This is a genomic window from Streptomyces sp. F001 (assembly GCF_004187715.1).
Lineage (GTDB): Bacteria > Actinomycetota > Actinomycetes > Streptomycetales > Streptomycetaceae > Streptomyces > Streptomyces flavusporus.
This window is the reverse complement of the sequence record NZ_QZWF01000002.1, coordinates 376,917-403,765: the sequence shown is the minus strand read 5'-3', so window position 1 is coordinate 403,765 and position 26,849 is coordinate 376,917. Positions and strand designations below refer to the sequence as shown.

24 protein-coding genes and 3 pseudogenes are annotated in these 26,849 nt (G+C 70.8%); 20 read left to right on the top strand and 7 right to left on the bottom strand.

The window, feature by feature from the left end; all coding sequences use genetic code 11:
* Positions 1-64: 64 nt before the first annotated feature.
* Entirely contained in the window at positions 65-2,668 is a 2,604-nt protein-coding gene (locus StrepF001_RS09540) for a PA14 domain-containing protein (protein WP_129797864.1), read from the bottom strand.
* 159 nt (positions 2,669-2,827) lie between these two features.
* Here StrepF001_RS09540 and StrepF001_RS09535 point away from each other — a divergent pair, with 159 nt between their 5' ends.
* The 11 genes from StrepF001_RS09535 (at position 2,828) to StrepF001_RS09485 (ending at position 12,665) form a co-directional block, all read left to right on the top strand.
* A complete protein-coding gene (locus tag StrepF001_RS09535; RefSeq protein ID WP_129797863.1) occupies positions 2,828-3,880 on the top strand; it encodes a LacI family DNA-binding transcriptional regulator in 1,053 nt (350 codons plus the stop codon).
* A gap of 166 nt (positions 3,881-4,046) precedes the next feature.
* Complete coding sequence (locus StrepF001_RS09530; protein ID WP_129797862.1) at positions 4,047-5,705, top strand: FAD-dependent monooxygenase; 1,659 nt, start codon at positions 4,047-4,049, stop codon at positions 5,703-5,705.
* Positions 5,706-5,908: 203 nt separating this feature from the next.
* Positions 5,909-6,346 carry a hypothetical protein gene (locus tag StrepF001_RS09525; RefSeq protein ID WP_129797861.1) on the top strand — a complete coding sequence of 146 codons (438 nt, stop codon included), beginning with the start codon at positions 5,909-5,911 and terminating at the stop codon, positions 6,344-6,346.
* Positions 6,347-6,467: 121 nt separating this feature from the next.
* Entirely contained in the window at positions 6,468-7,145 is a 678-nt protein-coding gene (locus StrepF001_RS09520) for a class F sortase (RefSeq protein WP_165396206.1), read from the top strand.
* A gap of 205 nt (positions 7,146-7,350) precedes the next feature.
* Positions 7,351-8,505 (top strand): SchA/CurD-like domain-containing protein, encoded by a 1,155-nt coding sequence (locus StrepF001_RS09515; protein WP_129797860.1) that lies wholly within the window; start codon positions 7,351-7,353, stop codon positions 8,503-8,505.
* A 143-nt stretch (positions 8,506-8,648) separates the two neighbouring features.
* Complete coding sequence (locus StrepF001_RS09510) at positions 8,649-9,032, top strand: cupin domain-containing protein (RefSeq protein WP_240797462.1); 384 nt, start codon at positions 8,649-8,651, stop codon at positions 9,030-9,032.
* Positions 9,029-10,297: a beta-ketoacyl-[acyl-carrier-protein] synthase family protein gene (locus tag StrepF001_RS09505; protein WP_129797859.1), complete on the top strand. Its 1,269-nt coding sequence runs from the start codon at positions 9,029-9,031 to the stop codon at positions 10,295-10,297. The genes StrepF001_RS09510 and StrepF001_RS09505 overlap by 4 nt, the downstream gene beginning before the upstream one ends.
* Positions 10,294-11,544 (top strand): ketosynthase chain-length factor, encoded by a 1,251-nt coding sequence (locus tag StrepF001_RS09500; protein ID WP_129797858.1) that lies wholly within the window; start codon positions 10,294-10,296, stop codon positions 11,542-11,544. Before StrepF001_RS09505 ends, StrepF001_RS09500 begins: the two co-directional genes overlap by 4 nt.
* A 32-nt stretch (positions 11,545-11,576) precedes the next feature.
* The gene (locus StrepF001_RS09495) at positions 11,577-11,834 is read left to right on the top strand and encodes an acyl carrier protein (protein ID WP_129797857.1); all 258 of its coding nucleotides are present in this window, start codon (positions 11,577-11,579) and stop codon (positions 11,832-11,834) included.
* A 1-nt stretch (position 11,835) separates the two neighbouring features.
* Entirely contained in the window at positions 11,836-12,312 is a 477-nt protein-coding gene (locus StrepF001_RS09490; protein ID WP_129797856.1) for an SRPBCC family protein, read from the top strand.
* A 20-nt stretch (positions 12,313-12,332) separates the two neighbouring features.
* Positions 12,333-12,665, top strand: a complete 333-nt coding sequence (locus StrepF001_RS09485) for a TcmI family type II polyketide cyclase (protein WP_129797855.1) — start codon at positions 12,333-12,335, stop codon at positions 12,663-12,665.
* A gap of 80 nt (positions 12,666-12,745) precedes the next feature.
* Here StrepF001_RS09485 and StrepF001_RS09480 read toward each other — a convergent pair whose 3' ends face one another.
* The 3 genes from StrepF001_RS09480 to StrepF001_RS09470 form a co-directional block, all read right to left on the bottom strand.
* On the bottom strand, positions 12,746-13,774 hold the full coding sequence (locus StrepF001_RS09480) for a methyltransferase (protein ID WP_129797854.1): 1,029 nt from the start codon (positions 13,772-13,774) through the stop codon (positions 12,746-12,748).
* Between the two features lie 49 nt (positions 13,775-13,823).
* Entirely contained in the window at positions 13,824-14,885 is a 1,062-nt protein-coding gene (locus StrepF001_RS09475; RefSeq protein WP_129797853.1) for a right-handed parallel beta-helix repeat-containing protein, read from the bottom strand.
* A 148-nt stretch (positions 14,886-15,033) separates the two neighbouring features.
* Positions 15,034-16,731 carry a hypothetical protein gene (locus StrepF001_RS09470; protein WP_129797852.1) on the bottom strand — a complete coding sequence of 566 codons (1,698 nt, stop codon included), beginning with the start codon at positions 16,729-16,731 and terminating at the stop codon, positions 15,034-15,036.
* Between the two features lie 232 nt (positions 16,732-16,963).
* On the opposite strand from StrepF001_RS09470, the gene StrepF001_RS09465 reads away from it, so the two are divergent.
* The 6 genes and pseudogenes from StrepF001_RS09465 to StrepF001_RS09440 all read left to right on the top strand — a co-directional run.
* The gene (locus StrepF001_RS09465; RefSeq protein ID WP_129797851.1) at positions 16,964-17,659 is read left to right on the top strand and encodes a nucleotidyltransferase family protein; all 696 of its coding nucleotides are present in this window, start codon (positions 16,964-16,966) and stop codon (positions 17,657-17,659) included.
* Positions 17,643-17,930 (top strand): BON domain-containing protein, encoded by a 288-nt coding sequence (locus StrepF001_RS09460; RefSeq protein WP_129797850.1) that lies wholly within the window; start codon positions 17,643-17,645, stop codon positions 17,928-17,930. The genes StrepF001_RS09465 and StrepF001_RS09460 overlap by 17 nt, the downstream gene beginning before the upstream one ends.
* Positions 17,927-18,670 (top strand): metallophosphoesterase, encoded by a 744-nt coding sequence (locus tag StrepF001_RS09455; RefSeq protein WP_129797849.1) that lies wholly within the window; start codon positions 17,927-17,929, stop codon positions 18,668-18,670. Before StrepF001_RS09460 ends, StrepF001_RS09455 begins: the two co-directional genes overlap by 4 nt.
* A gap of 260 nt (positions 18,671-18,930) precedes the next feature.
* The gene (locus tag StrepF001_RS09450) at positions 18,931-20,304 is read left to right on the top strand and encodes an alpha-lytic protease prodomain-containing protein (RefSeq protein ID WP_129797848.1); all 1,374 of its coding nucleotides are present in this window, start codon (positions 18,931-18,933) and stop codon (positions 20,302-20,304) included.
* A 295-nt stretch (positions 20,305-20,599) separates the two neighbouring features.
* Positions 20,600-22,159, top strand: a complete 1,560-nt coding sequence (locus StrepF001_RS09445) for an APC family permease (protein WP_129797847.1) — start codon at positions 20,600-20,602, stop codon at positions 22,157-22,159.
* Positions 22,087-22,455: pseudogene (locus StrepF001_RS09440) on the top strand (AMP-binding protein); the annotation flags it as partial. The gene StrepF001_RS09445 and the pseudogene StrepF001_RS09440, both read left to right, overlap by 73 nt.
* Positions 22,456-22,650: 195 nt before the next feature.
* On the opposite strand, the pseudogene StrepF001_RS09435 reads toward StrepF001_RS09440, so the two are convergent.
* Positions 22,651-23,108: pseudogene (locus tag StrepF001_RS09435) on the bottom strand (ketoacyl-synthetase C-terminal extension domain-containing protein); the annotation flags it as partial.
* 571 nt (positions 23,109-23,679) lie between these two features.
* Between StrepF001_RS09435 and StrepF001_RS09430 the strand changes: the two are divergent.
* Complete coding sequence (locus tag StrepF001_RS09430; RefSeq protein WP_240797349.1) at positions 23,680-24,417, top strand: D-Ala-D-Ala carboxypeptidase family metallohydrolase; 738 nt, start codon at positions 23,680-23,682, stop codon at positions 24,415-24,417.
* 63 nt (positions 24,418-24,480) lie between these two features.
* Here StrepF001_RS09430 and StrepF001_RS09425 read toward each other — a convergent pair whose 3' ends face one another.
* Together StrepF001_RS09425 and StrepF001_RS09420 are read right to left on the bottom strand one after the other, a co-directional pair.
* The gene (locus StrepF001_RS09425) at positions 24,481-24,657 is read right to left on the bottom strand and encodes a CsbD family protein (RefSeq protein WP_129797846.1); all 177 of its coding nucleotides are present in this window, start codon (positions 24,655-24,657) and stop codon (positions 24,481-24,483) included.
* Positions 24,658-24,752: 95 nt separating this feature from the next.
* Positions 24,753-24,842, bottom strand: a pseudogene (locus StrepF001_RS09420) (Rieske 2Fe-2S domain-containing protein); the annotation flags it as partial.
* 66 nt (positions 24,843-24,908) lie between these two features.
* Between StrepF001_RS09420 and StrepF001_RS09415 the strand changes: the two are divergent.
* Together StrepF001_RS09415 and StrepF001_RS09410 are read left to right on the top strand one after the other, a co-directional pair.
* Complete coding sequence (locus StrepF001_RS09415) at positions 24,909-25,748, top strand: alpha/beta hydrolase (RefSeq protein WP_129797845.1); 840 nt, start codon at positions 24,909-24,911, stop codon at positions 25,746-25,748.
* A gap of 125 nt (positions 25,749-25,873) precedes the next feature.
* A complete protein-coding gene (locus tag StrepF001_RS09410; RefSeq protein WP_240797348.1) occupies positions 25,874-26,749 on the top strand; it encodes an aldo/keto reductase in 876 nt (291 codons plus the stop codon).
* Positions 26,750-26,849 lie beyond the last annotated feature (100 nt).

Below are 26,849 nucleotides of genomic sequence, written 5' to 3'. Positions count from 1 at the left end.
GCCCGTCACCAGGGCGGGCGGACCTTACGGCCACACAGAGCACGGGACCGGGATCGACCGGGCGTCAGACGCACCCGGCGGGGGCCGGTCGCGACGCGTCGTCGATCAGCGTCTCGTGGGCCGCCGCGAGGCGTTGCACATCCGGTTTGACCACCCTGCGGTCGTACGTCAGCAGGCCGTTGAGCTCGCCCTCGACGTCCGAGATCTGGGTGTAGACGGCGCCGTTGCTTCCCCGGCACACCAGGGCGCGCACCTCGTCGAGCTTGTCGAGGTAGTCGTCGGTGTAGGTGGCGGGGTCGACGTCGACGTACGACTGCTGCACCGACCAGGCATGGCCCGGCACGGCGAGGCCGAGTCCGCCGTACTCGCCGCTGACCAGGGCGCGTTGCCCGTCGGGACGGGGCGGCAGGGCCGGGCTCGGGTAGCCGTGCTCGTCCATGATGTCGCCGGCGTTGCCGTCGGCGCCGAGGTTGAGGCCGGACTGGTTGTTGACCAGGCGGGTCGGGTCCCAAGCCCCCGCCTGCTCGGCGATGCGGCCGACGTCGTACTGGCCCCACCCCTCGTTGAAGGTGACCCACATGACGACCGAGGGGCTGCTGATGTGCTCGTCGATCATCTGCTTCATCTCGCGCTCGTACTGCGCGCGGGCCTCGGCACTCGGGTTCACACCCGCGGTCATGGCCGGCATGTCCTGCCACACGAGCAGGCCGAGCCGGTCGGCCCAGTGGAACCAGCGGTCGGGTTCGACCTTGATGTGCTTGCGCACCGAGTTGAAGCCCATCTTCTTGTGCATCTTCAGGTCGTACGCCAGGGCCTCGTCGGTCGGCGCGGTGTGCAGACCGTCGGGCCAGAAGCCCTGGTCCAGGGTGGCCATGAGGAAGACCGGCTCGCCGTTCAGGACCGTGCGCGGGACGCCGTTCACCTGCTCCACCGCGATGGAGCGCATCCCGAAGTAGCTGCCGACGCGGTCGCCGCCGACGCTCACCTTCAGGTCGTACAGGAACGGATCGTCGGGTGACCACAGGCGTGGACGGGGGATGTTCAGGGTGAGCGGCTCGCCGCTGCGGCCGCGGGCGGTGGCGACCCGGCGGTTCCCGTCGTACGCGGTCGCGGTGACCGGGAGGCCGTCGCGGACGCCCTGCGGTTCGACGGTCAGCGTGCCCGCGTCGACGTCGGGGGTCAGCCTGAGCCCTTCGACGTGGTCGGCGGCGACCGGTTCCAGCCACACCGTCTGCCAGATGCCGGACGACGGTGTGTACCAGATGCCGCTCGGGTCGAGGCGCTGCTTGCCCACGGGCGGGTTCTCGCCGTTCGCCGCGTCCGTCGGGTCGTACACACCGACGATCAGCTCCTGGGTGCGGCCGGGCCGCAGGGCGTCGGTGATGTCGGCGGAGAACTTGTCGTAGCCGCCCTCGTGCGCGGCGACCTTGATGCCGTTGACGTAGACCTCGGCCCGCCAGTCGACGGCGCCGAAGTTCAGCTGGAGCCGTTTGGCGGTACCGATCCGCCAGTCGGACGGGACGGTGAAGGTACGCCGGTACCACATGCGGTCCTCGTGCCGTTCGACGCCCGAGAGCTGGGACTCGACGGGGTAGGGGACGAGGATCTCCTCGTCGAGGTTCCGGCCGAACGGCGGCTGCTCCCCGGCCTGGGCGGCGGCGAACTGCCAGGTGCCGTTCAGGTTCCGCCAGCTGTCGCGGGTGAGCTGGGGACGGGGGTACTCGCGGTGGGCGTTGTGCGGGGTGACGTCGTCGGCCCACTTGGTGCGCAGCTGGTGGGTGGAGTGGTTCGGGCCGCTGCTCCAGAAGGCGTTGACAACGTTGCCGTCCCTGCCGGTGAGGCCGCCTTCGCCGTCGTAGCGGACGTCCGCGAGGCCCGGAGCGGTGCCGGTCTTGTTGCCGACCACGGGTTCGTCGAGCGTCACGAGCAGGGACCTGGGGGCGGCGGGATCGACGTGTGCCTCGCCCAGGGGCCAGGTGGCGCCGCCGATCACGGCGTCCAGGTGGTCGGTGATTCCGACGGGTGGCGGGGCCAGTTCCTGGGCGAAGTCGAGGCGGAGGGTACGGCCGTCCTGAAGGACGGTGGTGGCGATGGCGCCGTCGTAGTCGTAGCCCTCGGGCAGGAGGAACGCCGACTGCGGGACGGCCGTCTTGGTGCCGCCCGGCGGGGTCCAGCGCAGATGGAGGTTGGAGCCTCCGTAGTGCTCGAAGTACTCGACCTTGATGTCGTAGGCGCGGCCGGCCGTCAACTCGACCGGCTCGCTGGTCTGTTCGCGGTCCCAGTCGTCGACCCAGTGGTCGATGACGGGCCGGTCGTCGATCCAGAGCCGGAAGCCGTTGTCGCCGATGATCGAGAAGGTGGTGGGGCCGGTCTTCTCCGGCACGATACGGCCGGTCCAGCGGACGCTGACGTCGTCCGAGCGGCCGGTGGCGGCGCGGAGTCGGGACTCCAGGGAGTCGAAGTCGAGTCGGGGGTCGAATCCGGTGGCCTTGAGCTCGTGGAAGTCGAACGTGCCGGGCGCCGAGTGCGTGTAGTACTCGCCCTTGAGGCCGTGGACGTCGACGGGGTCGTCGGCCGCCGTGGCGGCCGGTGCCGCGGCCAGTCCCGCAATGCCCAGCACGGCTGCTAACAGCAGGGCGAGGCGGTCTCTGAACGGTCTGATGCGCACGAATCCTCCTTGACCGAGGAAGGGTGGTGGCGGCTCACCGCTTCAGTCTGTACAACGTTGCAAACACAGCAGTTGGCATGACAGCACGCCCACCGATCCCTGTCCAGGTTCATGACAAACGCTCCGCCGTCGGAGCCGTCACTCTGCCGAGGAGGCCTCTTGCCGGTGAGCCTGAAGGACGTGGCCCAGCGTGCCGGCGTCTCGATCAAGACCGTGTCCAACGTGGTGAACAACCATCCCCACGTCGCCCCCGCGATGCGGGCCCGGGTGCAGGCCGCCATCGACGAACTGGGCTACCGCCCGAACCCCACCGCGCGCCATCTGCGCAAGGGGCGTACGGGCATCATCGCCCTGGCTGTTCCCGAGCTGGGCAATCCCTACTTCGCCGAGTTGGCCGGCGCCGTCATCGACGCCGCCGCGGAGCACGAGTACACGGTCCTGCTCGACCGCACGGGCGGCCGACGAGACAAGGAGGTGCTGGTCAGCCAGGGTTTCCGGACCCGGGTGATCGACGGGCTCATCCTCAGCCCGATCGAGCTGGAGGTCGCGGACCTTCAGGGGCGCTCCGACGACGTGCCCCTGGTGCTGCTCGGCGAGCGGGAGTACGACGCGCCCCACGACCACATCGCCGTAGACAACGTGGCGGCGGCCCGCGAGGCCGTACGGCATCTGCTCGGCCGGGGCCGCACCCGCATCGCCTGTCTGGGGGCGGGCAAGGACTCCGCGAACCGGCCGGCTCATCTACGACTCCTGGGCTGGCGCCAGGAGTTGACGGCGGCCGGAGTGCCCGCGCCCGACAGCCTCGTCGTGCCCGTCGGCGGGTGGGACCGCGCCGACGGGGCACGGGGCATGGCCCGGCTGCTGGACTCGGGCCTGCGCCCCGACGCCGTGTTCGCGTTCAACGACCTGATAGCCATCGGTGCGATGCGGACACTGCACGAGCGGGGGCTGCGGGTGCCCCAGGACGTGGCCGTGGTGGGCTTCGACGACATCGCCGAGGGCCGGTTCGGGGCCGTGTCCCTGACCACCGTCTCACCGGACAAGCAGGCCATCGCCCGCATGGCGGTGGCCTCGCTGCTGCGCAGCCTGTCGGCGAACGGCGAGCCGGCCGGGCGTGAACTCACCGCCCCGCACCGGCTGGTGGAGCGAGAGAGCACGCTGGGCGGCGTCAGGGACCGGCCGACGGATCAGGTCGGCACCAAGGGGCGGTGACTGATCGGCGCAGGTGAACGGTGTCAGGCGCCGTGATTCCGGCATGATCCGCGGGGCAGGCCCTAAGCGGGTGATGCGTGAGACGCCGTGCGCCCTGCGGGGCATGCATGAGTGTCTCCGGCCTTATCCGGCCGGCTCTGCGGACACGACGCGTTGGAGGCGAGTGATGAACGAAACAGCCGATCAAGCCGACCCCAGGGCCGACGAAGCCCAGGTCCCGGTCCTCATCGTCGGCGGTTCCCTGGTCGGCCTGTCGACCTCGCTGTTCCTGGGCCGACTGGGTGTCCGGCACACACTGGTGGAGCGGCATGCCGGCACCTCCATCCACCCCCGCGGCCGCGGCAACAACGTCCGCACGATGGAGCTGTTCCGGGTGGCCGGCGTCGAGCCGGCGATCCATGAGGCCGCCTCCACCCTGGCCAAGAACCACGGCATTCTGCAGGCGCCCACCCTGGTCGGCGACGCGGGCGACTGGCTGTTCAAGGAGATCGACCCGGGCGGCGGACTGGCCCGCTTCAGTCCGACGTCATGGTGTCTGTGCAGCCAGAACGACCTGGAGCCGGTCCTGCTGGACCATGCCGCGGGGCTCGGCGGCAACCTGCGCTACTCCACCGAACTGATGGCGTTCGACACCGACGCGGACGGCGTCACCGCGTTGGTCAAGAACCGGGAGACGGGCGAGCACAGCACCATCCGCGCGGACTATCTCGTCGCCGCCGACGGCCCCCGCAGTCCCGTCCGGGACCAGCTCGGCATCGGCCACAACGGCCCCGGCGACCTGTTCCACAACGTCAGCATCACCTTCCGGTCCCGTCGTCTCGCCGACGTGGTGGGCGACCGCCGCTTCATCGTCTGCTACCTGACCCGCCCGGGTGCCGACGGGGCACTGCTGCCGGTGGACAACCGCGAGAACTGGGTCTTCCACGCCCCCTGGCACCCCGAAGACGGCGAAACGGTGGAGGAGTTCACCGACGAGCGGTGTGCCGAGCACATCCGCCGCGCGGTCGGGGACATGGACATCGACGTGGAGATCACCGGAAGGGCGCCCTGGCACGCCGCCCAACGGGTCGCCCAAAGCTACCGGTCGGGACGCGTCTTCCTGGCGGGCGACTCGGCCCACGAGATGTCCCCCACCGGAGCCTTCGGCTCCAACACCGGTATCCAGGACGCGCACAACCTCGCCTGGAAGCTGGCTGCCGTGCTCGGCGGCTGGGCAGGGGACGGACTTCTGGACACCTACGACATCGAACGCCGTAGGGTCGCCGAGGCGACCAGCGCCCGCGCGGCCGCCCGGTCGGCCGAGCACAGCCACCCCGGCTACACCCCTCCACCCACCGCCGGCAACGCCCCCCAGCGCGGCATCCTCAACATCACACTCGGCTACCGCTACCCGAAGGGCGCCGTCGTCGGCGCCGATCCCACGACGGCGGTCGTGCCCGAGAAGCTCACCCTGACCGGGGAGCCCGGCAGCAGGGCACCCCACCTGTGGGTACGGTTCCGGGGCGAACGGATCTCCACCCTCGACCTGTACGAACGGTCCCTGGTCCTGCTCAGCGACGCGGATGAGCCGAGCGGATGGCACGAGGCCGCCACACGCCTCGCCGATGAGATGTCGGTCCCGCTCGTCTCCTACCGGGTGGGGATCGGCCCCGGCAGCGAGCTGTCCGAGGACGGTGCGGACTGGTCGGAGGTCCACGGCACGACACGCGCAGGGGCCGTACTGGTCCGGCCCGACGGGTTCGTCGCATGGCGGTCGCCAGGTGCGGTCCCGGACGCCGAATCGACACTCCGTCAGGTCGTGAGGGCGGTCCTCGCGCTGACCTGACCTTCGTCACACGAGCACGACGTCGCGCCGACGGCCCATGCCGTCGGCGCGACGTCACGCTGTGGGCCCCAGGCGCCCCGTTCACCCAGGTGAGCTCCTTGAGTGGTGGGAGGCCGACAACTGACTGACGGTTGATCACGTCAGGGCCGGGTCGTCACAGCTGACGAAGCGCCAGCTGCCCGGCCGTGGCGAAAGGATCTCATATGCGCTCAGTACGCATGCTCCTGGCCACCGCGGCGGCCTCGGCCGTCCTCACCCTGACCGCACCCGGCGTCTACGCAGCCGAGGACTGGAACCACGACGACTCGTCCTACAGCAAGGAGGACGACAACGGAGGCAAGCACGACTCGGGAGGCTACAAGGACAGCGAGCACGACAACGGAGGCAAGCACGACTCGGGAGGCTACAAGGACAGCGAGCACGACAACGGAGGCAAGCACGACTCGGGAGGCTACAAGGACAGCGAGCACGACAAGGGCGGCTGGAGCAGCGACCACGACAAGCCCCACGGCGGGATGCACACCGGCGGCGGCGCGCTGGACGCGCCCACGGTGACCGCGGGCGGCCTGGCCGTTCTGGCCGTCGCGGGAACCGGCCTGTACGCCGCGCGTCGAAGGAACTCGGCACACGGCACGGCCTGACCCATGCCGGACGCGATAGCAGCCGCAGGCCGGGCCGCCACGCGTGCACCGTGTGGTGGCCCGGCCGGCTTCCCGCCCGCCCTGTCCGCCCTGTTGCCGTGCACTAGTGAGGTGGTCTCCGATGCCGGCCCAGCCTTCCTCCCCCACCGACGACGAACAGGTGCCGTCCGGCCAGGGGTCCCACGGAGGCATGATCGTGCTGTGTGCCGTGGTTCTCCTGATCCTGACGGTGCGCCTGATCGGCGGCGACGACACGCCGTCCGACTCCTCCCGCCCGGCGCACGCCCCACCGGCGCCACACGCCACAGCGCCGGCAATGCCCGGCCCGCACGCGACGGGAAGGCACCTGCCGCGGTCGAAGCCGGTGCGCCTGCTCATCCCGAAGATCTCGGTCGACGCGCCCTTCACGGACCTTGCCATCGGCTCCAACGGGCAGCTCGAACCCCCGCCCGCCCACGACGTCAACCTCGTCGGCTGGCACGCCGAGGGGGCCAGCCCCGGAGAGGCCGGTACCTCGATCGTCGCCGGGCACGTCGACACGGCCACCTCCCCCGCCGTCTTCGCCGACCTCGGTGCCCTGCAGAAGGGGGACGTCTTCCACGTCGAACGAGCCGACGGGCGCACGGCGTCCTTCGTGGTCGACAGCGTGGAGACGTTCGCCAAGGACCGCTTCCCGAGCCGGCGTGTGTACGGCGACACCCCCCAGGCCCAGGTCCGGCTCATCACCTGCGCGGGTGATTACGACCGCACGGTCAAGGACTACACGGACAACCTGGTGGTCTTCGCTCATCTCATGTGAGCAGACCTGGTTGTCCGTCAGGTGTGCGCCCAGGCAAAGCGTCGGAGCTTCCCCGCCCTGCGGGAGCGGATCCGCGCCGCCGGTCACCCACGTAGTCCATACGATTCGCGCACTGGTGGGGACCGGCACAAGATCGAGGCACGCTCACGTCGCATCACTGCAATCGACGTCAGCCTCCCCTCCCCGCTAAGGAGATGTGCGCAGGATGACCACTTCCGCACTTGCTTCAGAACCGCTGACGCAACAGGTGCCGCACCATGTCTCGCAGTCCGTCTTCGACGGCTCCCGGCTCCGGGTCGTCCTTCTGGTGGACGTCCACGACGGAGCCCAGCAGCAGTTCCTGGAGGCGTACGAGCAACTCTGCAACCAGGTTGCGTCCGTTCCCGGGCATGTCAGCGACCAGTTGTGCCAGTCGATCGAGAATCCTTCCCAATGGCTCATCACGAGTGAGTGGGAGAGTGCCCCGCCGTTCCTCACCTGGGTGAACAGCGAGGAGCACGTGCGGATGGTGGAGCCCTTGCACCGCTGCGTCCGGGACACCAGGTCGCTGCGCTTCCACATCGTCCGCGAGACCGGCGACCCGGCTCAGGACGCCAGGTCCGGCAAGCGCCGGCTCCAGGCATCCCCCCGGATCGGGGACGGCGTCATCCGGCACGCGCTCACCTTCACGGTCAAGCCGGGCAGTGAGCAGACCGTCGCCAGGATCCTCGCCGACTACGCCGCGCCCGAGCCGCAGGTCGACGACACCACCCGGCTGTGCCGCACCTCCCTGTTCATGCACGGCAACCGTGTGGTGCGGGCCATCGAGGTGCGCGGCGACCTGCTCGCCGCGCTGCGCCACGTCGCCCGGCAGCCCGAGGTGCGGGCCGTCGAGGAAGCCGTCAACCCCCATCTGGAGCAGGACCGGGACCTCGATGATCCCGAGTCCGCCCGCATCTTCTTCACCCGCGCGGCGCTGCCCGCCGTACACCATGTGACGGCGGGCCAGGAAACCGGGCAGGCCGTGCGGCACGCGTTGTACTACCCGGCCCGGGAGGGCGGCGGAATGCGGCTCGCCGAACTGCTCGCCCGGCAGGACGAGGCGGCGGCGGAGGATCCGCACAGCCCGGTGCTGTGCAGCACGATCTTCCAGCGGGACGACATCGTGATGCGGCTGATCGATGTGCGCGGCGGCCTCGACGCCGACCCCGGCGCGGTGCTCGGGCTGACGGACCGCGGTCAGGCAGCCGAGGTGACGGCGCTCCTCGACGGCGACGCCCTCGGTGCCGACCCTTCCGCCCTGATGGACGCCGCGCCCGCCGCCCTCCTCACGCTCGCCCGCATGGAACTCGTCACCGACCGCCGCTCACCAGAGGCCTGACCCAGCTCGCAGGGCGCGGCCACCCGGCCCCCCAAGTCGACACAGCACACGATCGGAGCAACGTCGTGATCAAACCCCGTCTCAACATCGTGGATCTCAGCGAGGTCGAGCCCAACACCAGGCGCGGTGGCGATCTGCGCGCCATGCTCACCCCCACCACGGTCGGCTCCACCAGCGGATTCATGGGCGTGGCCATCGTGCAGCCCGGCGACCGCATCGCGGAGCACTACCACCCGTACTCCGAGGAGTTCGTGTACGTCGTCTGCGGGCAGCTGGAGGTCGACCTGGACGGCGACCCCCACCCGCTGCGTCCCGAGCAGGGGATCATGATCCCCGCCCATATGCGGCACCGCTTCCGCAACGTCGGAAACGTGGAGGCACGCATCGTCTTCCACCTCGGCCCGCTGGCCCCGAGCCCGCCACTCGGCCACGTCGACACCGAGGAGACCGACTCCGTCCCGGTCGCGGCGGAGGGAGCCCACGCGGGTGCGGGCCGGACGGCCGAACGAGGGGAGGTCCGGTCATGAACCGGCGTGTGGCAGTCACCGGGATAGGCATCGTCGCGCCGGGCGGCATCGGCATACCGGCGTTCTGGGATCTCCTGACCAACGGGCGCACCGCTACGCGGGGGATCACCTTCTTCGACCCGGCCGGCCTGCGTTCGCGGATCGCCGCCGAGTGCGACTTCGACCCTGCGGCCCACCGGCTGGACGGGGAGGACGTCGCACGATGCGACCGCTACATCCAGTTCGCCCTGGCCGCCGGCGACGAGGCGATACACGACGCCGGACTCGACCTCGACCAGGAGAACCCCTGGCGGGTCGGGGTCTCCCTGGGCACCGCCGTGGGTGGCACCACCCGCCTTGAGCACGACTACGTGCTGGTCAGCCACCACGGGGAGCGCTGGGATGTGGACCACCGGGAGGCCGACCCGCATCTGCACCGCGCGTTCTCGCCCAGCACGCTCGCCTCGACGGTGGCGGAGCGGTTCGGGGCGCGCGGGCCGGTGCAGACCGTCTCCACGGGCTGCACCTCGGGGCTCGACGCGGTCGGGTACGCCTTCCACACGATCGAGGAGGGCAGGGCCGATGTGTGCGTGGCCGGTGCCTCGGACTCGCCGATATCACCGATCACCATGGCCTGCTTCGACGCGATCAAGGCCACGTCGCCGAACAACGACGACCCCGCCCACGCCTCCCGTCCCTTCGACGCCGACCGCAACGGGTTCGTCATGGGCGAGGGCGGTGCGGTGCTCGTCCTGGAGGAGCTCGAACACGCCCTGGCCCGCGGCGCACACGTGTACTGCGAGCTCAGCGGCTACGCGACCTTCGGCAACGCCTACCACATGACCGGTCTGACCAGAGAGGGGCTGGAGATGGCCCGTGCCATCGAGACCGCCCTCGACCACGCCGGGCTCGACCGCACCGCGATCGACTACGTCAACGCCCACGGGTCGGGCACACAGCAGAACGACCGTCACGAGACCGCCGCGGTGAAGCGGGCCTTGGGACAGCACGCCTACGACACACCCATGAGCTCCATCAAGTCCATGGTGGGCCACTCCCTGGGTGCGATCGGCGCGATCGAGGTCGTCGCCTGTGTGCTGGCCCTGGCCCACCAGGTGGTACCGCCCACCGCGAACTACGAGACACCGGATCCCGAGTGCGACCTGGACTACGTCCCGCGCGTCGCACGCGAGCGGAGACTGAACAGCGTGCTCTCCGTGGGCAGCGGGTTCGGCGGTTTCCAGTCCGCGGTGATCCTGACCCGGCCGAGGGAGAGGACACGATGAGCGAACCGCATCCGCGGCGCGCGGCCATCACCGGAATCGGTGTGGTCGCGCCCAACGGAGCCACTACCGAGAACTTCTGGAAGTCCACCAAGGAAGGCATCAGCGTCCTCGCCCCGGTCACCCGAGAGGGCTGTGAGCACCTACCGCTGCGGGTGGCCGGCGAGGTACGGGACTTCGAGGCGTCGTCGGCGGTCGAGGAGCGCTATCTCGTCCAGACCGACCGGTTCACGCACTTCGCGATGGCCGCGGCCGACCTCGCGCTGGACGACGCCCGCCTCGGCCAGGCCGACACCGGCGACTCGCCGTTCTCCGTGGGCGTGGTCACCGCGGCCGGTTCCGGCGGCGGCGAGTTCGGTCAGCGGGAGCTGCAGCGGCTGTGGGGAAAGGGCAGTCGCTTCGTCGGGCCGTACCAGTCCATCGCCTGGTTCTACGCCGCCAGCACCGGCCAGATCTCCATCCGCCGCGGCTTCAAGGGCCCCTGCTCGGTCGTCGCCGCCGACGAGGCGGGCGGCCTGGACGCCATCGCGCACGCGGCGCGGGCCGTGCGCCGCGGCACCGACGTGATCGTGGCCGGGGCGACCGAGGCGCCGCTCGCCCCCTACTCGGTGGTCTGCCAGCTCGGCTACGAGGAGCTGAGCACCGTCGAGGACCCGGAGCGCGCCTACCGCCCGTTCACGGAAGGAGCCTGCGGATTCGTGCCGGCCGAGGGCGGCGCCATGCTCGTCGTGGAGGAGGAGGCCTCGGCCCGGGAACGGGGCGCGCGCGTACGAGCCACCCTCGCCGGACACGCGGCGACGTTCACCGGCGCCTCCCGCTGGGAGCAGTCCCGGGAAGGCCTCGCCGAGGCCATCCGTGCGGCCCTGGACGAGGCCGGATGCGCCCCCGAGGAGATCGACGTGGTCTTCGCGGACGCCCTCGGCGTACCGGAGGCGGACCGTGCGGAGGCGCTGGCGATCGTCGACGCCCTCGGCTCCCACGGCCGGCGGGTGCCGGTCACCGCGCCGAAGACCGGTATCGGCCGGGGCTACTGCGCGGCGCCGGTGCTGGACACGGCGGCGGCGGTGCTCGCGCTGGAGAACCACCTGATTCCCCCCACCCCCAACGTCTTCGACATCTGCCATGACCTCGACCTCGTGTCCGCCCGCGCCCGTGCCGCCGAGCTGCGCACGGCGCTGGTTCTCAGTCGGGGACTCATGGGGTCGAACTCGGCGCTGGTGCTGCGGCACGGCGCCGCCGACGCCTCGTAGCGAGGCGTCACAGTGCAAAGGAGAGTAACCGCATGAGTGACCGCATCACCGTGGAAGAGCTGGCCGAGTTGATGAAGAAGGCCGCCGGGATCACCGTTGTCCCGGAGGATCTCCAGCAGCAGTACAACTCCGGCTTCGACGCCCTCGGCATCGACTCGCTCGGACTGCTGGGCATCGTGGGCGAGTTGGAGAACCGGTACGGCACGCCGATGCCTCCCGACGCGGAGCGCAGCAAGACCCCACGGCAGTTCCTCGACCTCGTCAACAGTGCCCTCATGACAGGAGCGTGACATGGCCGGACACACACAGAACGAGATCACCATCGCCGCGCCGGTGGACCTGGTCTGGGACATGACCAACGACGTGGAGAGCTGGCCACAGCTGTTCAGCGAGTACGCCTCCGCGGAGATCCTGTCCACGGAGGGGAACAAGACCACCTTCCGGCTGACCATGCACCCCGACGACAACGGCACCGTGTGGAGCTGGGTCTCGGAACGGGAGACGGACCGCGACACGCTCAGCGTCAAGGCCCGCCGCGTCGAGACCGGGCCCTTCGCGTACATGAACATCCGGTGGCAGTACGAGGAGGTGCCCGAGGGCACCCGGATGGTGTGGACGCAGGACTTCGAGATGAAGCCCGACGCACCGGTCGACGACGCCTGGATGACGGACAACATCAACCGGAACTCCAAGGTCCAGATGGCCCTGATCCGGGACCGCATCGAGCAGGCCGGGGAACGCCGGCGTGTGCCGACCCTGACCGACTGAGCCGAACGGAAGACAGCACGATGCACCACACCCTGATCGTCGCCCGCATGGCGCCCGGGTCGGCCCCGGACATCGCCAAGGTGTTCGAGGAGTCGGACCGAGGAGAGCTCCCCCACCTCGTGGGCGTCTCCCGGCGCAGTCTCTTCCAGTTCGATGACGTGTACCTGCACCTCATCGAGGCCGAACGGGACCCCGCACCCGCCATCGCCAAGGTGGCCGGGCGTCCCGAGTTCCGTGACATCAGCGAGCGGCTGTCCGCGTACGTCACCGCGTACGATCCCGCGACCTGGCGTTCACCGAAGGACGCGATGGCGCGCTGCTTCTACCGCTGGGAGCGGGACTCCACAGCCTGAACGGCCACTCGGCCACCGGCCCCGGGCCCGCGACTGTCGCGGGCCCGGGGCCGGTGGTCTGCGGAGCGCGTCCGGGGTGATCAGCCGGGCACGGTGCAGTCGAACGCGTGCAGGTAGGGGTTGACCTGACGGACATCGTCGATGACCAGCCCCGCGTCGGTCAGCCGGCGGACCATGCTGTCCCTGGTGTGCTTCGCCCCGCCGACGTTGAGGAGCAGCAGCAGGTCCATCGCGGTGCTGAAGCGCATCGAAGGCGTGTCGTCGACGAGGTTCTCGATGACCACGACCCGTGCCCCGGGGCCGCCGGCCTCGATGACGTTGCGCAGGGTCCGGGCGGTGCTGTCGTCGTCCCACTCCAGGATGTTCTTGATGATGTACACATCGGCCCGGACCGGGACGGCCACCCGGCAGTCGCCGGGCACGATGCGCACCCGGTCCGCGAGCGCTCCTCCCGGACGCAGCCGTGGGTCGGCGTTCTCCACCACGCGCGGCAGGTCGAGCAGGGCACCCTGGACCGACGGGTACTTCTCCAGCAGGCTCGCCAGGACATGCCCCTGACCACCCCCGATGTCGGCGAGCGAAGAACTCCCCAACAGATCGAGGAACTGGGCGACGTCCCGGGCGGACTGCATGCTCGAGGTCGTCATGGCGCGGTTGAAGACGACGGCGGACTCGGGGGCGTCCTCGTTGAGGTACTCGAAGAACTCCTTTCCGTACAGGTCCTCCACGACGTTCCGGCCGGTGCGCACCGCCTCGTCCAGCTTCGGCCACGCGTCCCAGGTCCACGGTTCGGTGCACCACAGCGTGATGTAGCGCAGGCTGTGCGGATCGTCCTCGCGCAGCAGCCGGGACATGTCGGTGTGCGCGAACGTGCCGTCCTGCTGCTCGGCGAAGATGCCGTAGCAGGACAGGGCCCGCAACAGCCGTCGCAGCGGCTGGGGTTCGGTCTTCACCGCGGCTGCGAGGTCCTCCACGGCCATGGGGCCGTCACCGAGGGCGTCGGCGACTCCCAGCCGGGCGGCCGCCCGGAGCGCAGCGGCACATGCCGCCCCGAACACCAGCTCCCTCAGCCGCATGGACGGCGGTGGAGCAGTCTCTGCGGTCGTCATGTGCCGCCTTCCTTCCTTCCTGGGTCCACGGGGGACGGCAGCCGGCCGGTCAGCACAGTCCCGCGGGCTTGGACGCCCAGCAGGAGTTGTTCTCGAAGGTGTTGCCCTTGCCGGTGTCCGTGTTGACGAGGTCGGCCGGTGCGTTGCCCTCCAGCTCGTTGTCGCTGATCCGGTTCTTCTCGCTCTTGACACCCACGAGGCTCTGGAACAGGACGATGCCGCCCGACAGCGGGGAGGTGCCGGCGTTGTCCTTGATCACGTTCCCCGTCACCAGGGTCTTCTCGGCTCCGGTCAGGACGATGCCGGAGCCCTGCAGGAAGGGCAGCCGTGCGGTCTTGGGGCAGTACTTGTTGTTCTCCACGACGTGGTTCTCGCGCACGGCCAGGTCGCCGGCCCTGGGCTTGTTCTCGTCACCGACGACGAACAGTCCCGCGCAGTTGCCGGTGATGTGATTGCTCTCGACGCTGAGGTTGCGCAGGCGCCGCACGGTGACGCCGATCCGGTTGCCTTCCAGCCGGTTGTACTCCACCACGGTGCCCCGGGTGTCCGCGGCGCCTTCCTCTGCCGTGACCGAGTTGGCGAGGAACAGACCCGCGTCGCCGTTGTCACGGGCGGTGTTCCCCCGGAACACGCCGCGGACCGACTGCTCCTGGGCGATGCCCCACACCCCGTTCTTCACGGCCGTCACGTTCCGGACGGTCAGCCCGTCCGTCCCGAACGCCGACACACCGCTCTTGGTGAAGCCGGTCACGGTCAGGGAGGACACCGTGACGTCCTCGAGCTTGCGGGCCTTCGTCCCCACCACGCAGATGCCGTTGCCGGCCGCGGCGCAGCTGTTGGCGGTCTTCGTCGTGCCCGGTTTGATCACTGTGCCCCGGCCCGCACCGCGCAGGGTCAGCCCGGGCGTGGTCACCTTGACGCTCTCGCGGTAGGTGCCAGGGGTCACGAGAACGGTGTCGCCCGGCTCGGCGGCGTCCACCGCCTTCTGGATCGATTCGCCCTCGACGACCACATGGATCGAATCACCGGAAGACGACGGCGAAGCGGCACCAAGACCGGTCCCGACGATTGCTGCAGTGCACGCCAGGTAGGCAATATGGCTTTTGATCATATGCCGTACAATAAGCCCCAAGTCTCCGCAAACCGGGCGGATAGCCCGTCCGACGGCGTGTCATGCTTCGCTGCCGACCGCCGACTTGGGCAATGCCGTACGCACCTGTGACGTGCGGACCCTTGCCGCGCCCGACGTCTGCCCGCATTCATCCGTGATCGAGGCGTGCGCAGCAGTCGGCCGGGCCGGTGGCATCGAAGGCGCGTTCCAGGCGGCAGAAGCAGGACGCCTCGATCGGTACGTCCGCCATGGCGGCGGCCAGCTTCAACTGCTGGGCCACGATCTGCGCCTCCCCCACTTTTCCGAGGCGGACCAGGCACTCGTGGAAGCCGTGCAGGGCCCACACGTTCCCCGGGTGTTGCAAGGGGCGCGGCAGGGTGTCGTCGAGGCCCAGGTCGGCCCGGTAGACCGACTCCGCCTCAGCGACGCGTCCCTGTTCGAGGAGCAGGGCGCCGTAGGCGTGCCGGGTGGGCTGCATCCAACCCCAGGGCTCGTCGTAGGGGAGGCTGTCGTCGAGTTCGATCGCCCGTTCCAGCGCGGTGAAGGCGGCGTCGTGGTTGCCCTTGCGGTACTCCAGTTCACCGTCGAGCATCGCCGAGGCGACGGCGAGGATGTCGGCGCAGGTGTTGTTGAACAGCATGCGCGTGTCCGGGACGCCGGCCAGCGCCTCGCGGAACAGTGCGCGTTCGGCCTCGGCCTCGGCGATCCGACCGGTCGCCGAGAGGGCCACGCCGCGGGCGTAACACAGCATCGCGGTCGTCACGCTGTAGAGCTGCGGGTCGGCGGGCAGGGGCAGGTCCAGGATGTCCGCCCAGCGGCCGAATCGGATCAGCACATGGACCCGCATCGCGAGAAAGCCCTCCAGCCAGTCGGCCATGGGCGGACTCTGCACGCGCAGCAGGTCCTGCGTGATGGTCGACTCGAGTTCGGCGGCGGTCTCCAGGGCGGCCCGGGACTGGCCGAGGAACATCGCGCCGTAGATCTTGAAGTGGTAGTTGTGCGAGCGGTACAGGGTGTAGAAGTTCATCGCCCCGGCCCGCGCGCGGTATTTCTCGTCGGCGGCGATGGCGTCGCTGTTGTCGGACACGACGCGCCGGTAGTCGCCGCACAGCACGTCCAGGTGGGTGGGCATGTGCTGGAGGTGGCCGGCGTCGGGCACCAGGCCGCGCAGCCGGTCCGCGACGGGCAGCGCCGCCTCGGGCGTCGGGGACATCTCCATGAGGTGGATGTACATGTGCAGCACGCCCGGGTGCCGGGCCCCGTCCTCGGTGGCCAGCGCGCGCTCGAGGACGGCCTTGGCATCGAGCGTGCGGGCGCCTTCGGCGGGCTCGCCGGTGCGGATGTCCCACAGCTGCCAGGGCGTGAGATTCATCAGGGCGTCGGCGTAGAGGGTGGTGAGGTCGAGGTCGTCGGGGTCGAGTGCGTGCACGGCGCGCATGGCGTCGGCGTAGGGCTCGTTCCACACCGTGCAGTCCTCGGCGGGACTCGCCTGCGGGTAGCGGGCACGCAACGACTCGACCAGGGCGCGTTCGACGGCGGTGGCGCCGGCCGCCGTCTTTTCGCGGGCGAGTTCCACGGCGGCGTGGGCGCGGTCGACGCTGCGTGCCAGGTCCTCGCCGTCGAAGGCCTCCCAGGGCTTGTTGTAGTTGGGGCCGAGCGCGTAGGCGATGCCCCAGTGGGCCATGGCGCAGTCGGGGTCCGCCGCGGCCGCGGCCTCGAAGCAGGAGACGGCCTCCTCGTGGTTGAAGGCGTACGTCCAGGCCAGCCCGCGGTCGAACCACAGTTGGGCTTCGGGCGACGAGGTCGTCACGCGGCGGCTGTGGGTGCCGAGGTCGTAGTAGTCCATGTGTCCGTCCTCCGTCCGCGACCGCCGTGCGACGAGGGATGCATACCCATACCAGCCTAGTTGCGATCTTTTGGGCGGAACGGTCCTGGCCCACCTGGTCGACCTGCGTGTGACCACGGTGGGCGTCGCCGTGTCGAACGGCGCACGTCGGGTACACAGGGCACAGCGCGGGACGTCGCAGCGCCCGGTGCGGGTGGGCTGCGGATGGATCGGTGCGGTGGTTGGAGTGGTCATGACGCAGAACGGTGATGACGCGACGCTCGCCCCACGCGTCGGGATTCCCGATCTCCCTCAGGCGGCGCAGCTGCGCCGGCTGCACCCCGAGACGGGAGAGCCGGAACTGCCGCGCGACCGCAACCAGGCCATTCTCGAGGCGACCAAGCAGGTCGGCGCGCTGCTGAAACAGGGCGGACACGATTTCGCCCTGGCGGGAAGCGTGGCCGCCTACGCCCACGGGGCCGGCGAGAACCTCCAGCACGACGCCGATTTCTGCATCAGGCCCGAGGACGCCGACGCCGTCGCGGCCACGTTGGAGGAGGCCGGCCTGACGGTCTGCTCCCCGCCCGAGGACTGGCTGCTCAAGACCACCTGTTTCGGGCAGCACATCGACATCATCTTCCAGCTGGCGCACCGGCGCGTGACGACGGACATGCTCGACAGAGCGCAGGAGATCCCGGTCGATTCGGTGCGCATGCCGGTCCTGGCCCCGACCGACCTGCTGGCCAGCCTGCTGGCCGCGTTCTCCGAGCACCACTGCGACTTCGGCGCGGTGCTGCCCATCGCCCGGGCGCTGCGCGAGAAGGTGGACTGGGAGCGGGTACGGCACGACAGCGGGGACTCCGCCATGGCCGCCGCCTTCCTCTTCCTCCTGGAACGCCTCGACGTGATCGCTCCGCACCACGGGAGCAGCCATGACGCATCCCGGTGACCGGGGCGCGTCCGGCGCCCCGGGGGCTCAGCACCTGGACTACCGTGTCGCCCACCTCCGTGACCGCCTGGCCGGCGGGCCCCTCGGTGAGCTGGGCGTGCGGGTCGAGGCGCGCGGGGATGCCGTGCTGGTCACCGGCTGTGTTCCGTCCACCCGCTGCCGGGACGACATCCGACGCATCGTCCGGGAGGAGCTGGCCGGGCTGGTGGTGCACTGCGACCTCGTGGTCACCGACACCTCGTCACCCGACCACGCGGAGGACCTCACATGATCCGGATCGCAGCCGTCGGGGACATCCACATGGGTTCGGACAGCCAGGGCCTGCTGCGTCCGGCGTTCGACACCCTGCCCGACTGTGCCGACGTCCTGCTGCTGGCCGGGGACCTCACCCGCCACGGGACCCCGCAGGAGGCCCGGGTGGTGGCCCGGGAGGTCGAGGGCCTCGGTGTCCCCGTCGTCGCCGTCCTGGGCAACCACGATCACCACGACGAACGCCCGGACGAGGTCACGGCCATCCTTCAGGACGCCGGTGCCCGGGTGCTGGAGGGGCAGGCCACGGTCGTGAGCGTCGGCGAGGCCCGCGTCGGGGTGGCCGGCACCAAGGGGTTCGGCGGGGGTTTCGTGGGGCGCAGTGCCGGTGAGTTCGGCGAGCCGCTCATGAAGGAGTTCGTCAGGTACTCACGCCGCCTCGCCGACGGTCTGCGTGCGGCTCTGGAGCGGCTGGAAGCGGAGGGCTGTGACGTACGGGTCGCCCTGACGCACTTCTCCCCCGTGCCGGAGACGCTGGCCGGTGAGCCCCTGGAGATCTACCCGTTCCTGGGCAGCTATCTGCTGGCCGAGGCCATCGACACCGCGGGCGCGGACCTCGCGGTGCACGGGCACGCGCATGCGGGGACGGAGCACGGCATGACGAGCGGCGGCGTCAGGGTGCGCAATGTTGCGCAACCCGTCATCGGCCGCGCCTTTCACGTCTACCACGTGCCGGTGCCTGAGCGGCTGACGACTGGTTGAGCGAGGAAAGCCGTCGGGTGAGCGCCCGCTCCCCGCCTCCCTCGGTCTGCGCAGGACCGCACGAAGGGTGACGGCGGGACAGCTCGCTCCTGCCCCGCGCCGGTTCGGCGTCCCTGACCTCCCGGCGCGTACTGCACTTGGCGCCCCTTTCCCTCACCAAAGCGCGAAAGCCCCGCGTCCCTGACATCGGTTCGGTCCTTCCAGGCAAGCCCTCGCCTCATGGCAGCTTCACCCGTATCGGACTGGAAGGAACCATTCGCATGGTCCACAGACATGCCCCGACCGCACGCCGCGCGGCCGTGATCGCCCTCGGCGCGCTGGTTCTGAGCGGGATCTGCTCGGCCGCGGGGGCCGAGCCGCCGCCCGCGCCGGGATCCCTTCCCACGGCGGCCCAGACAGTGGGGGCCGACAGGCCGTCGGCGCAGGTGCTCCGCGCGCTCCAGCGGGACCTCGAGCTGACGCCCGCCCAGGCGGAGGAGCGGTTGGTGAACGAGGCGGAGGCCGGCAGCCGCGCGGGGCGTCTACGCAACGCGCTGGGCAAGCGTTTCGCCGGCGCCTGGGTGAGCGGTACGACATCCCAGGAGCTCACCGTCGCGACCACCGACGGCGCGGACGTGGCCGCCATCCAGGGGCAGGGCGCGAGGGCCATGGTCGTCAAGGAGTCCCTGGCCGGCCTGACGGCCGTCAAGAAGAAGCTGGACGCAGCGGCCCCCCGTGGCGCGACCGCCGACACGCCGCTCTGGTACGTCGACGTCCCGGGCAACCGGGTCGTGGTCGAGGCTCGCACCCGGTCGTCCGCGGCCGCCTTCGTCAAGGCCGCCGGCCTCTCGGGCAAGCGCGTCGCCGTTCGGGTGTCGGCGGACCGGCCGCGTCTGCTGGAGGACGTCGTCGGCGGCGACCCCTACTACATCGACGGATCGGTTCGCTGCTCCGTCGGCCTCTCCGTCACCAGGGACGAGCAGCAGGGCTTTGCCACCGCCGGTCACTGCGGCACGGCCGGCGACACGACGACCGGCTTCAACCAGGCCGACCAGGGCACCTTCGAGGCCTCGACGTTCCCCGGCAAGGACATGGCGTGGGTGGGCGTGAACTCCGACTGGACCGCGACCGCCGACGTCAGGGGCGAGTCGGGCCGGCGCGTGCAGGTCGCCGGTTCGGTCGAGGCGCTGGTCGGGGCGTCGGTGTGCCGCTCCGGCTCGACCAGTGGCTGGCACTGCGGCACCATCCAGCAGCACGGCACGAGCGTCAGGTACCCCGAGGGCGTCGTGAACGGCCTGACCCGGACGACGGTGTGCGCCGAGCCGGGCGACTCCGGCGGCCCGTACCTTGCGGGCGCCCAGGCGCAGGGGATCACGTCCGGCGGGACGGGCGACTGCACAAGCGGTGGGACGACCTACTACCAGCCCGTCAACCCGCTGCTCAGCGACTTCGGCCTGACCCTCAGGACGGCTTCCGGCACGACGGCGACGCCCGCCCCGCAGGACGGCGGCGCCGACAGCTGGGCCTTGGGGCGTGTCTACGGCGTCGGGGCCACGGTGAACCACAACGGAGTGCGTTACCAGTGCCTGCAGACCCACCAGGCGCAGGGCTCCTGGACGCCTGCGGCGACCCCCGCGCTGTGGCAGCGCCTCTGACACCTCCCCCGGGACTCTCCGGCACCGGCCGCGGCCCTCACGCCTGCGGCCGGTGCCCGCTGCGTGGCGCAGATCACACGGAAAGAATTCACCGCCGCACATCGCCCGTCGCTGCGATTACCGAATATCGGACAACCCACAGCAGGCTTTGGATGTGCCCAGCGATACCAGCACATGACCTCACAATCACAGGCCCGACACGCGATGAGCAATCGATTATTGGGTCACGGCAGGCCGCGCTCACTGAAAGTCACGCAGGGTTTCCACGGAAACCGCAGGATTTAACGTCCTGTTCATGACTCAGCTGGACGCACGGCCCGGAGCCGGAGACACAGGCGACGCCGCCCCTGCCGGAGGCATGCGCGCCAAGGGCCTGAGGGGGAACTCCGTCGGCCTGATGGGCAGCGCGGTCATCGGTGTGTCCACCGTGGCGCCCGTGTACTGCCTGACCTCGACGCTCGGTTCGACCGCGGGCGAGGTGGGGGTGCAGATGCCCGCCGTGTTCCTTGCCGGGTTCCTGCCGATGCTGCTCGTCGCCTTCGCCTATCGCGAGCTGAACAAGGACATGCCGGACTCCGGCACCTCGTTCACCTGGACGGTGAAGGCCTTCGGGCCGCGCGTGGGCTGGATGTGCGGCTGGGGCCTGGTGATCGCGACGATCATCGTGCTGTCGAACCTGGCCGGCGTGGCGACCTCGTACTTCTGGCTGCTCGCGGGGGAGGTCACGGGCAGTGACGCCGTCGCAGCGCTGGACGACAACAAGGCCGTCCACATCGTCACCTGTCTCGCGCTGATCGCGGTCGCGACGGTGATCAGTTACCGCGGTATGACCGCCACGAAGGTCCTGCAGTACGCCCTGGTGGCGCTCCAGCTGGTAGTGCTGGGTGTGTTCGTGGCGATGGCCTTCGGGAAGGCGGGGAGCCCCGAGTTCCCGACGTCGGCCGAGTTCTCGTGGTCGTGGCTGAACCCGTTCGCCGTCCAGTCGTTCGCCGCGTTCACCGCCGGGCTGTCGCTGTCGATCTTCATGTACTGGGGCTGGGACGCCTGTCTGACCGCCAACGAGGAGACCAGCGGCAGCAGCCGCACCCCCGGCCGGGCGGCGCTGATCGCCATGGTGGTACTGGTCGGGTCGTACCTCGCCACGGGAGTGGCCGCGCAGATGGTCGTCGGCTCCGGCGACCAGGGGCTCGGGCTGGCCAACCCCGAGACCTCCGACAACGTCTTCGCCGCACTGGCCGGCCCGGTGATGGGTCCGGCGCTCGGGATCCTGCTGTTCCTCGCCGTGCTCGCCTCGGCCGCGGCCAGTCTGCAGACCACGTTCATCCCGGTGGCCCGTACGGTGCTGGCCATGTCGACGTACGAGGCGCTGCCGGCGTCGTACGCCCGGGTCCATCCGCGCTTTCGTACGCCGGGGCGCGCCACGGTCACCGCCGGGGTCGCGACAGCGGTGTTCTACACCGTGATGACGCTGGTCAGTGAGCACGTGCTGGTGGACACGATCTACGCGCTCGGCCTGATGATCTGCTTCTACTACGCCCTGACGGCCTTCGCCTGCGTCTGGTACTTCCGTACGGAGTTGCTGCGGTCCGGGCGGGACCTGCTGTTCAAGGGGCTGTTCCCGGTCGTCGGCGGGGTGCTGCTGGCGGCCGTGTTCGCCAAGACCCTCGTCGACATGTGGGACCCGGCGTACGGCAGCGGGTCGTCCGTGCTGGGGGTGGGGTCGGTGTTCGTCATCGGCGTGGGGCTGCTGGCCCTGGGCCTGGTGATCATGGCGGTGATGCGGTGGCGCAGCCCTGCCTTCTTCCGCGGCGAGGTGCTGACGAGGTCGACGCCGGCGCTGGTCGCGCAGGACTGACCGCCGGGGGCCTGACGTCGGCCGGGAAAGTACCTGTAGCCCGGCGAAGTGTCGGCTACGCCGGACTGGAGCGGCGGACCGCGTGGTTCGCGGGGCATCTGGCGCGGCTGGGCGTGCGCCGCGGTGACCGGGTGGCGTTGCATCTCGGCAATCGGGTCGAGCTGGTGGAGAGCTGTCTGGGCGTGCTGCGGGCCGGGGCGGTCGGGGTGCCGCTGGACCAGCAGGCGACGGACGCGGAGTCGGCGTACTTCCTCGACGACAGCGGGGCGGTCGCGATCGTCACCGAGGCCGACGCCCTGCCGCGGATCGCCCGGCGGGCAGCCGTTCACCGTCGTCGCCGGGGTGCCGGCCCTGTACCGGTTGCTGGTGACCGCGGCTCGGGACGACGCACGGCCCCTGGCGACGACAGGGCTGCGGCTGTGCGTGTCGGCGGGAGCGCCGTGTCCGGCAGGGACAGTTCGGGCCGGGCGCAGCAGCGCCGCGGTCCGCCGGGCCTGGTCACCCAGCGCCTTCGGGCTCGCGCCGGACAGCAGCAACGGCGGGACGGCTCGTGCCGGTTCCCCGTCGGAGCCCGGGGGAACCTCGGCCTCCGCCACGATCACGTGCGCGTTGGTCCCCCGATTCCGAAGGCGGACACCCCGGCCCTGCGAGGCCGCCCCTCCACCGGGCGCCACTCCTGTTCGCGTGTCAGCAGCCGCACGGAACCGGACGACCAGTCCACCCGGGGTGACGGCTCGTCCGCGTGCAGAGTGCGGGGCAGCCTGCCGTGCCGCATGGCGAGGACGGACTTGATGACCCCACCGACCCCGGCGGCCGCCCGGGTGTGACCGGTGTCGGACTTCAGCGAACCGAGCCACAACGGCCGTTCGCCCGGTCGGTCCTGCCCGTACACGGCGATCCGGGCCTGCGCCCCGACGGGATCGCCGAGCGGCGTGCCGGTGCCGTGAGCCACACCGCCGGCCGGGCTCGTCTCGTCGACACGTACCACGTCACCCCGGACCGGGAGGCGGAGCCCTGGCTGCTCTCCCTGCCTGCCCGCCTCCCCCTGGGACTGGGCGAACAGTTCGACGCCGCCGTCGACGACATGGCGATGGCCGCGCTCGGCGCGTACACCCGGACGGCCCGCGGCCGGCGCCCCGAGCCGCTGGACCTGCCGACGCTGCTGGTCCGTGCCACCCGGCCGCTGCCGGAAATGCGCACCCACGGCGGGCGCGCCACGTGGGCGGCGGACTGGCCGGCGGCCGGGACGGCACCGTACGACAGCGTGGACGTGCCCGGCGACCACTGGAGCGTGAAGGAGGAGGACGCCGGTACGACCGCCGAGGCGATCCGTGCCTGGCTCGGCACGCTGGGCGGCCGGCGCGCCTGTCGCTGAACGGCGTGTCAACAGGCGGTGACCGTCCAGGCAACTGCCTGATCGCGGCCTTGCGGGCAAGCGAGGGCGTCCCGCATGGTTGACGCGCGTCACGGCTCCCTTCACGCTCGGCACCACCTCACGTCTCCCCCGGCATGGAGGCCGTATGTACACACGCGCCGTCAGACTCGTCCTCACTTTTGTCATGATCATGGCCGGTGCCTGCGCGGGCACGCTCGCGACGGCGGGCACCGCGCACGCCGACGGCTGCTACACCTGGAGCCGCACACTCTCGCAGGGCTCCTCGGGCGCCGATGTCACCCAGCTGCAGATCCGGCTCGGCGGCTATCCGGGCTACGGCTCCGTCCTGGCCGTCGACGGCGATTTCGGCCCGGCCACGGCGGCCGCCCTCAAGCGCTTCCAGTCGGCGTACGGCCTCACGGCCGACGGCGTGGCGGGCCCGAACACCTTCAACAAGCTGTACGCCCTGCAGGACGACGACTGCACCCCGATCCACTTCTCCTACAGCGAGTTGAACGACTGCAACAGCACCTGGTCCGGCGGCGCGGTCAGCGCGGCGACCGCCAAGTCCAACGCGCTGCGCAGCATGTGGAAGCTGGAAGCCATGCGGCACGCGCTGGGCGACCAGCCGATCACCGTGACCAGCGGCTTCAGGTCCTACGCCTGCAACAGCGCCGTGGGCGGCGCGAGCAACAGCCGTCATCTGTACGGCGACGCCGTCGACCTCGGGGCCGGACCGCACTCCCTGTGCACCCTCGCCAAGCAGGCCCGCAACCACGGCTTCCGGGGCATCCTCGGCCCCGGCTACCCCGGCCACAACGACCACACGCACGTCGACCACCGCGCCGACCAGTACTGGTCGGCGCCCACCTGCGGTATCTGAGCCGAACGTGAACGAGCGGCGGGTTCCCCGACAGCACAGGGGAACCCGCCGACGGCCGTGCACTCATCCGTGCCGGAAGACGTCCTTGCCCTTCTCCTTCGCCTGGCGCGCATCGCCCTTGGCTTGTTCCGCCTTGCCTTCGGCCGTCATGCGCTCGTTGCCGACTGCGCGGCCGATCGCCTCCTTGGCCTTCCCTTTGGCCTGTTCCATCTTGGACTTGGCCTTCTGCTCTCGCGCCACAGTGGTTCACTCCAAGTCACCAGCGACTTTCCGATGTCACTGCACCGTGTGGCCCGGAACGCGACACCCAAACACGCCGGCCCGTCGGTGGGCCGTCAGATGTCCCGCGGCTCCAGGGGGCGCACGGCCGGGCCCTGGAGGACCTGCCCGTCGGGGGCGAAGCGCAAGCCGTGGCACGGGCACTCTCCCAGGCCTGTTCGGGCCGGGAAAGCGAGTTGCCGCGGCCGGACGCCGGTGACAGGGTCGCGGCCATGCCCGCCTTCTCCGCGTACGACGGAACCGAGCTCGCCCACCACGTCCTCGGCGACGGCCCTCCCCTGGTCTGTCTGCCCGGCGGCCCCATGCAGGCCTCCGCGTACCTCGGGGACCTGGGCGGGCTGGCGGCGCACCGCAGGCTGATCATGCTGGATCTCCGGGGTACCGGCGACTCGGCGGAGCCCGGGGATCCCGGCTCCTACCGCTGCGACCGACAGATCGACGACGTGGAGGCACTGCGCGAGCACCTCGGCCTGCAGCGGATGGATCTGCTGGCGCATTCGGCCGGCGCCAATCTGGCGGCGCTGTATCTGGCCCGCCACCCGGAACGCGTCGGCCGGCTCGTGCTGGTGACTCCGAGCGTCATCGCCGTCGGGATCCCGGTCACCGGCGACGACCGGCGGGCTGCGGCTCAGCTGCGCCGGGCGGAGCCGTGGTTTCCGGAGGCGTTCGCGGCGCTGGAGACGATCGTCGCCGGACCGGCGACCCCCGCCTCGTGGCAGGCCATCGCGCCGTTCTACTACGGCCGCTGGGACGAAACGGCCCGGGCGCATCGGGCCGCCGAGGAGGCGCAGCGCAACGCTCGGGCCGCGGCGGCCTACGCTGGGGAAGGCGCCTTCGATCCGGCAGCCACACGTGCCGCACTCGCACGGTTCGGGTCGCCGGTGCTGCTGCTCGCCGGGGAGGTGGATCTGGCGGCTCCACGGCGGGCCATGGCCGAGTTCCAGGGGTTGTTTCCGGGTGCCGAGCTGGTCGTCCAGTCCGGGGCCGGACACTTTCCGTGGCTTGACGACGGAGGGCGGTTCGTGGGAATCGTCACGGAGTTTCTGAGGTGAGCTGCCGTGCGGGCGGATGACCTGGTGCCACTGGGCCGCACCGGGCTGCGGGTCAGCCGGCTGGGGTTGGGGCTGGCATCGGTGGGGGGCTCTTCGCCCCGGTCCCGCAGGACACGGCGGCCACGGTGATCGACACGGCCTGGGAGGCCGGGATACGGCTGTACGACACGGCGCCCGTGTACGGATACGGGCGCTCGGAGTCCCGCACCGGGGCGGCGCTGGCGAGCCGGCCGCGCGAGGCGTACGTCCTGTGCACGAAGGTGGGGCGCATCATCGAGCCGGGAGGGCCCGACACCCAGCCGATCTGGGCGAACCCTCCGCCCGGTCTGGGGCCCCGGCTGGACTACTCGTACGCCGGGGTCCTGCGCTGCATCGAGGAGAGCCTGGCGCGGCTGCGGCTCGACCGGGTCGACGTGGTGCACGTCCATGATCCCGACGAGGACTTCCCGACCGCCGTGCGCGAGGCCTACCGTGCGCTGGCCGATCTGCGGGACGCGGGCACCGTCGGGGCGGTGTCGATCGGCGTCAACCATGCACCCGTGGCCGTGCGTTTCCTGCGCGAGGCCGCCCCGCCCGGGCCCGACTGCGTGCTGCTGGCCGGCCGCTACACCCTGCTCGATCAGTCCGGCCTGGACGAGTTGCTGCCGTTGTGCGCCGAGCGGGGCGTCGCGGTCATGGCGGCGGGTGTCTACCAGGGCGGACTGCTCGCCGACCCCCGCCCTGGGGCGCTGCACGGGTACGGGGCCGTTCCGCGGCGGCTCCTGTGGCGGGTGCGGGCCTGGGCGGCGGTGTGCCGGGCGTTCGACGTGCCGCTGCTGGCGGCGGCGGTGCAGTTCCCGCTCGGGCATCCCGCCGTCACGAGTGTGGTGGTCGGCGCACGCTCGCCCGACGAGGTGACCGGCAGCGTGGACTTCTTCAACCACCCGGTGCCGCCAGTTTTCTGGCGGGCCGTCAAGGCAGCCGGCCTCCTCCCCGAGCACGCGCCCACGCCCGGCGACTAGGGCCTGTCCGGCGGATCAGGCCGGCTCCAACGGGCGGTGACTGATCGGCGCAGGTGAGCGGGGCCTGGTGCGTCCAGCTGCAAGGCGGAGGAGGGAGTCG